At 52.9% G+C, this 6,072-nt stretch carries 6 protein-coding genes and 1 pseudogene; 2 read left to right on the top strand and 5 right to left on the bottom strand.

All coding sequences use genetic code 11. The features are described from left to right. Positions 1 to 181 (top strand): IS5/IS1182 family transposase (locus HMPREF1028_RS13435; RefSeq protein WP_009311712.1); only part of this gene is annotated, 181 nt, incomplete at its 5' end. A gap of 69 nt (positions 182 to 250) precedes the next feature. Then, the gene (locus tag HMPREF1028_RS15160; RefSeq protein WP_036529208.1) at positions 251 to 535 is read left to right on the top strand and encodes a hypothetical protein; all 285 of its coding nucleotides are present in this window, start codon (positions 251 to 253) and stop codon (positions 533 to 535) included. 87 nt (positions 536 to 622) lie between these two features. Here the strand turns inward: HMPREF1028_RS15160 and HMPREF1028_RS04985 are convergent, their stop codons facing one another. The 5 genes and pseudogenes from HMPREF1028_RS04985 to HMPREF1028_RS15435 form a co-directional block, all read right to left on the bottom strand. Continuing rightward, positions 623 to 1,141 carry a hypothetical protein gene (locus HMPREF1028_RS04985; protein WP_009311710.1) on the bottom strand — a complete coding sequence of 173 codons (519 nt, stop codon included), beginning with the start codon at positions 1,139 to 1,141 and terminating at the stop codon, positions 623 to 625. Positions 1,142 to 1,388: 247 nt separating this feature from the next. Then, positions 1,389 to 4,700, bottom strand: a complete 3,312-nt coding sequence (locus HMPREF1028_RS04980; RefSeq protein ID WP_009311709.1) for a TonB-dependent receptor — start codon at positions 4,698 to 4,700, stop codon at positions 1,389 to 1,391. Positions 4,701 to 4,965: 265 nt separating this feature from the next. Continuing rightward, complete coding sequence (gene rdgB / locus HMPREF1028_RS04975) at positions 4,966 to 5,559, bottom strand: RdgB/HAM1 family non-canonical purine NTP pyrophosphatase (protein WP_009311707.1); 594 nt, start codon at positions 5,557 to 5,559, stop codon at positions 4,966 to 4,968. 9 nt (positions 5,560 to 5,568) lie between these two features. Then, complete coding sequence (locus tag HMPREF1028_RS04970) at positions 5,569 to 5,799, bottom strand: NGO_0222 family membrane protein (RefSeq protein WP_003741840.1); 231 nt, start codon at positions 5,797 to 5,799, stop codon at positions 5,569 to 5,571. A gap of 139 nt (positions 5,800 to 5,938) precedes the next feature. Next, positions 5,939 to 6,072: pseudogene (locus tag HMPREF1028_RS15435) on the bottom strand (HI_0552 family protein); the annotation flags it as partial.

Below are 6,072 nucleotides of genomic sequence, written 5' to 3'. Positions count from 1 at the left end.
ATATTTGTCGAAGACCCGTTATGTGGTCGAACAAAGCTTCGGTACGCTGCACCGTAAATTCCGCTACGCGCGGGCAGCCTATTTTGGTCTGCTCAAAGTGAGTGCGCAAAGCCATCTGAAGGCGATATGTTTGAACCTGTTGAAAGCAGCTAACAGGCTAAGTGTGCCTGTTTGCGCCTAAAAGGCGGTCCGGATGCCTTATTATCAGGTATCCGGGGAGGATTAAGGGGGTATTTGGGTAAAATTAGGAGTGATTGGGGGAGAAAACAGCCGAAAACCTGTTTTTGGGTTTCGGTTGTTGGAGGAAAAGAAATTTTGCAAAGGTCTCAAACAGATAAAAAATAAAGGGAACATCAGCCACATCAATAAACGCCACAAAACGGCAATGACGGGCAGAAAAGGCTTTGAGAAAAACAACAAAGTTTTAGAAATAAACAGTAACAGGATTAATGATAAAGCTACTATAGACGACAATATCAAACGGATGGTTTTCATCAGCGGAATAAAGGGCAGCAAGAGCAGTTTCACAAGTTGATGACGGGAATGGGCCATAAATTCGGTTTTATTTCGGCACAAGGACAATCTCAGGTCGTCTGAAATTTTTTCAGACGACCTGTTGTCTTTATGCCGTTAAAGTTTTTTTGCGAATCCAAGAAGAGAGTTTGGGCGCGCCGAACAGTAGGAAAATCCCGATAAGGAATTGGGCGGTGCTGGCGAATATACCGGCTTGGTTTTGCGTGCCGAGATTCGCCCAAATGGATGTCTGCGTGTCGGTAGAGATAGATTGTGTAAAACGATAAATAGAGAACAAGTAAATCAGTTCGGGTATGGCTTGGGAAAGAGTGTATATGCCGATCAAAACAATACCGGTCATCATCCATGGCGCAGGGTGTTTGGGAGGCTCCTGTGCGGTTTGCAGATGTTGGGGCAGCAGGCGGTTGGCAATGGTGGCAGGGAAACACCATACAAGCAGCCATGCGGCCAAATAAAAGCCGTAGATGGATAGCGGCAACAGGAGTTGTGTGCTGTTATATTCGCTTCCAGACTGGGCAAATATGGTAACGATGCTGCTGAGCGTTTGTACGATACCGATTAAAACGATCAAACGGACGGCGACGATCAGGATTTGTTTGGGGGACATGAGTTTCTTTCGTGATGTGGTGGGCTGGGGTCGTCTGAAAAAGCATTTCGGGTTTTCAGACGACCTATCATCGATTTATAAGGCTTAGATTTTTTTAACAATTCATTCCCGCAACGCCTGTCCCTGTGGCTTTTGGCAATCGTGGGTTGCGGGTCGTTTTCGTGGCAGGCGGGAACGCAGGCATCATAACAGCTTTTGTCGGAGAGGTCGTCTGAAATTTTCAGACGACCTCTCAAGCATTGCCCCGTCAGAATTTGCCTGTAAACCCAACGGTAACCGCCCGTCCCGGTGCGGGGATGGGGACGTTGGACATCGGGTCGAGGTAGTAGCGGTTGGTGAGGTTGCTGACGCTGAAGTTCATGCTCAGGTTTTTGCCGAAGTTGTAGCGTCCGTAAGCATCCAATACCAAGGCGGAACGCCAGTGGTAGGGTCTGCCCGATGCCTGCATAATCCGCGCCAAGCCCTGACGCGCCAGTTCGTCCTGCTGGCCGGTATCGACGGTGCTGTGGTAGATGCCGCGCATGCCCAGTTCCAGCCTGTTGTTGAAGCGGCGAGTGCCGACATCGAGGTTGAGCGAGTATTTCGGCTGCATGGTCTGATAGAAACGGGTGGCGCCGAAACCGCCGTCGATACATTCGGGGATGCGGTTGTTATAGACGTCATAGTTGAAGGCGGTCGATTTGTCGCAGGTGCGCTGCTTTAAGCGGTAGTTCGCGCCGAATGAGGCAAACCATTTGCCGCTGTCGATACGGCTTTGCAACTCGATGCCGCTGGTTTGTTTCTTGTCGTATTGGGTCAGGTTTTTGTTTTCGGTAATGTCGATGGCGTTTTTGATGGTGTTGTAGTAGTAGGTCAGGCGGATGTTGCCGTATTTCAGCCGTTGCCAGTAGGGCGCGAAATTGAATGAATAGCCTGCTTCCCAGTTGGTGCTGCGTTCGGGCTTCAGGTTGAATTCGGTATTGTAGGCTTCCAGCAGGTTGACGTTGGTGGTGGTCGCTTCGTAAATGCTGGGGAAGCGGGTCGCCTGCGCGAAACGGGCGAACAGGCGGCTGTTGTCGGTCAAATCGTAGCTGACGGCGATGACAGGCGACCATGCGCTGGCTTTCAGGTGTTTGGGCATGGGCCATACTTCGTCTTCGTTGGCGGGTTTTTTATAGAGGCGGTGACCGCCGGTACTGCCCATCGTAGTCGCCCGCTCTTTTTTTTGCAGATAGGGTGTTTTAACATCATCTATTGCCGCATTGGTTAAATATTTGAAATAGCTGCCTTGCAATCCCTGAGGATTGTTTACTTTTTCGTTAAATTGCCCTTGTGCGAAAACCGGCCCTTGATATTTGCCGTCGATATAGGGCGTATAGACTTCTTTCTGCCGGTAAACGGCTTCGTCGTGGTTGAAGGATGGGTTATCTACCTGTGGATTGTCGCCGTTTGCGTTGGCATAGATGACTTCGCCGGTCTGCCTTTCTCCGTTAATCGAATATCCTTTATCGTTATAGTCATAACCGTATTTGTGGCGGAATTCGTTTATCAGACGATTTGACTCGTCAACATCTTCTGTTCTCAGGATTTTCCGCACATCGTCCGCTTCTTCTTTATTTGCAATCAGTTCGTAATAGGGGATATAGCTGCCGAGGATATAGCCGTCCGAGCTTTTCCCTCCTTGCAAATCGACGGAATAAAACGGATCTTTTCTCGCCCGCCTTGCTTTTGCCAAGGCATCGTCGTAAGCCCAGAATTTGTCGTAGCGTATGCCTGCCTGAATGTTCAGGCGGTCGGTCGCCTGCCAGTCGAAAGCGACTCCCGCGCCCCATTCGTGGCGGCGTCCCGCCCTCGGGCCGGCAACGGCTGTGGCGGCTGTGGCGGCACCGATGATGTCGAAAATATCTTTGTCGTTGTTGGTGATTCGGTTGGATTCGTCCAGTTTTTCATATTGGACGTTGGCGGAGAGGGTCATGGCGAGCTTGTCGGTCAGGCGCATGCGGTTGCTGATGTCGGCGCCGGTACGGGTGGCGCGGGTGCGCTGTTCTACGCCTGATTTGACGCGGTATGCACCGGGTACAGGAGGCGGATCTTTCGGCTCTTCGGCAGGAACCAACCCTTCGGCAACCAGCTCGCGGCAGCCTATGCCTTCGCTGATGTGCCTGCCGATAAATTCATTAGGAATTTTATTGTGGACAAAGCAGTTCGCCCACTTGTCGTATTCCTGATCGCCGTAGGTAACGGCCAAATCCGGCCCGCCGCTCTGGTGGCGGGAACCGGTGGTTTGGGTGCGCCAGATATTCGCTTGTAAGTCTATCCAGCGGCTGCCTTCGGGCTTCCATTCGTAGCCGATTTTATGGCTTTTGGTGTCAATGGTGGAATTGAGCGTTTGCGCAGGTATGACTAGCGGCGGCCTGCCGGTGAAGTTGAACTCGTTGCTGAAGCCCAGCAGTATGGCGTTGTAAAAGGGGTTGTTTTCTCCGAAACGGACGCGGGTGCGCATATGGCTGAGGCTGATTTTCTGATGGTTGGGCAGATACCAGTTGTTTTTCAGCAGCAGGCTTTTGCTCGCCACATTGCTATTGAACACTTCTTCACCGGGGCGGTAGAGCTTCGCCATGTTCGGTATCATGGTCGCCCCCGTATTGCCGAAATCCGCATTGTCCGGGTCGTATTCCGGATTGTTCAGATAGCCGCCCGCCCCGCGTTTGCCGCTGAAGTAATTGCCTTTTTTGCGGTCGCTGTAAGCAATCAGGCCGTCTGAAATATCGGTTTTAAACGCCGCCGAAACCATGCCCGAACGGTCGTCTTTGAAATTGCCGATTTTGCTGCTGCGGCTGCGCGGCGGGTTTTTCTCTTGGAAATCGAGTGCCTGATAAGGCTCCAACGTTCCGGCGACTGCGCCCGCCGCCCCGTCTGCCGTCGGCCTGCCCGGAATGGTGCGGTAATCTTCAACACCGAGGTATTGCAAATTATCAACGCGGGGCTTGGCCGTATTGCCCGAAAAACTGCCTTTTATCTGAATACCCCATTTTTTCCCTTCGGGAACAATGTCTTCCGGCTCGATGGTTTGAATGGCGACCGAACCGCCCACCCCCGATTTGACACCTCGGGTCATCGACGGCCCTTTTTCTACCGCAATACTGCGGAACAGGGCGGGATCGACATAGTTTCTGTCGGCAACGCCGTAATTGTTCATCCATACGTCGACGGTCTGTTCCGTTCCGTCAATGGTAACGGGGATGCGGCCTTTTCCGGCGATGCCACGGATGCTGGGCGTAATCGCGCTGCCCGCATTGCGCGTATTCATGTTGTATACGCCGTTGAGCCCCTTGAGGATGTCGCCGGCGGCATCGGGGCGGTAGCGTTCGAGGTATTCTTTGCCGAGGTAGGCATTGGAGACGTTTTTGCTGTATTGCTGCGCTTCGCCTTTCTGGTCTTTGGTCAGGCGTTTGCCGCGGACTTCGACAGTATCGAGGACGGCAGTTTCGGGCACTACTGCATCTGCTGCCCACAGGTGCGGGCTGTGCCACAAAATACTGAGGCAGGCGACGATGGTTTTGAAGGGGTAGTTTCTCATGTGATGACTCCTTGTATTGTCTTTATAACAGGCGCTCCGTCGGGTGCGGACGGTAATCAATTTTCAAGGAGTGGTTTGTAGAATGTGTTTTATGTTTTTATGATGGGGATTTTTGAGTAAGGATATTTGCTGTTTTTTTGGATATTATAAGTTTTTGAAAAAATTTTATAAGTTTTGTTCCTTTGGTGGTGCGTTTTACGGATAAACGGGATGAAAAACGTCGTCTGAAAACGGCGTAGCGGGTTTTCAGACGACGTTTTGTTGTTCAGAGGGCTTCGATTTTTTTCAACAATTCCCGCAAAGCCTGTCCCCTGTGGCTTTCGGCATTTTTGATTTCGGGGTCAAGCTCGGCGGCTGTGCAGTTATGTTCGGGCAGGTAGAAATGCGGGTCGTAGCCGAAGCCGTTGGTGCCTGCGGCTTCTGCCTGCCATTGTCCGCGCCAGATGCCTTCGGCGATGATGGGCTGCGGGTCGTTTTCGTGGCGGACGAGGACGAGGACGCAGACGTAGTGGCAGCTTTTGTCGGCTTTGTCGGCGAGGTCGTCTGAAAGGCGCTTGTTGTTGGCGGCATCGGATTTGGGATTTGCTCCGGCATAGCGGGCGGAGAGGACGCCGGGTGCGCCGTTTAATGCGGCGGCGCAGATGCCGGAGTCGTCGGCGAGTGCGGGCAGGCCGCTGTGTTTGGCGGCGTGGCGGGCTTTGGCGAGCGCGTTTTCGACGAAGGTATGGTACGGCTCGGGGCATTCGGGCGTGTCGAACTGCGATTGCGGCAGGACTTCGATGTTCAAATCGGCGAAGAGGCGGGAAAATTCTTTGAGTTTGCCTGCGTTGCCGCTGGCGAGGACGATTTTGTCGAACATGGGTTTTCCTTAATGGGGTTCGGTTTGTTGCGAGCGCATGATTTGTGCGCGGGCTTTATGGCGGATGTAGAGGGCGAGGCTGCCGATTTGGGCGAAGACGGCGCCGAAGGCGAATAGGAAGGCGGCGACGGCGAATTGTTTGCTTTGGATGGAAAGCAGGTAGGCGCCCAACGTTACCAATGCGATGAAGAGCAGGGTGAAGAGGATGGTCAGAATGAGGAAGGTTCGGCGTTTGGTCATTGGTTTTGTTTGTTTCTTTTAGATTTCAGGTAGCCTTAACGGCAGATGGGGGAAGCTTGCTTCCGCTCACAGCCGCACATTGTGGCAGGCTTCGTACACTGGCAGCAGGCGGTGCAGGGTTTCGACTAGCCAGGTCGCGCTGCCAGCCGTTGCACCAGCGTTCGATATGCGGCGGGGCAAAGCCCGCGCCCAGTTGTGAGGCTACCTGTAAAACCAACGTGCGCCACACTTGCCACGCGGCTTTGTAGTCGGCCTTGCTTGGTTTGCGCTTCG

It is taken from the genome of Neisseria sp. GT4A_CT1 (assembly GCF_000227275.1).
Taxonomy (GTDB): domain Bacteria; phylum Pseudomonadota; class Gammaproteobacteria; order Burkholderiales; family Neisseriaceae; genus Neisseria.
Note: the sequence above shows the minus strand (reverse complement) of the source record. Positions and strands in the feature narration are given on the sequence as shown.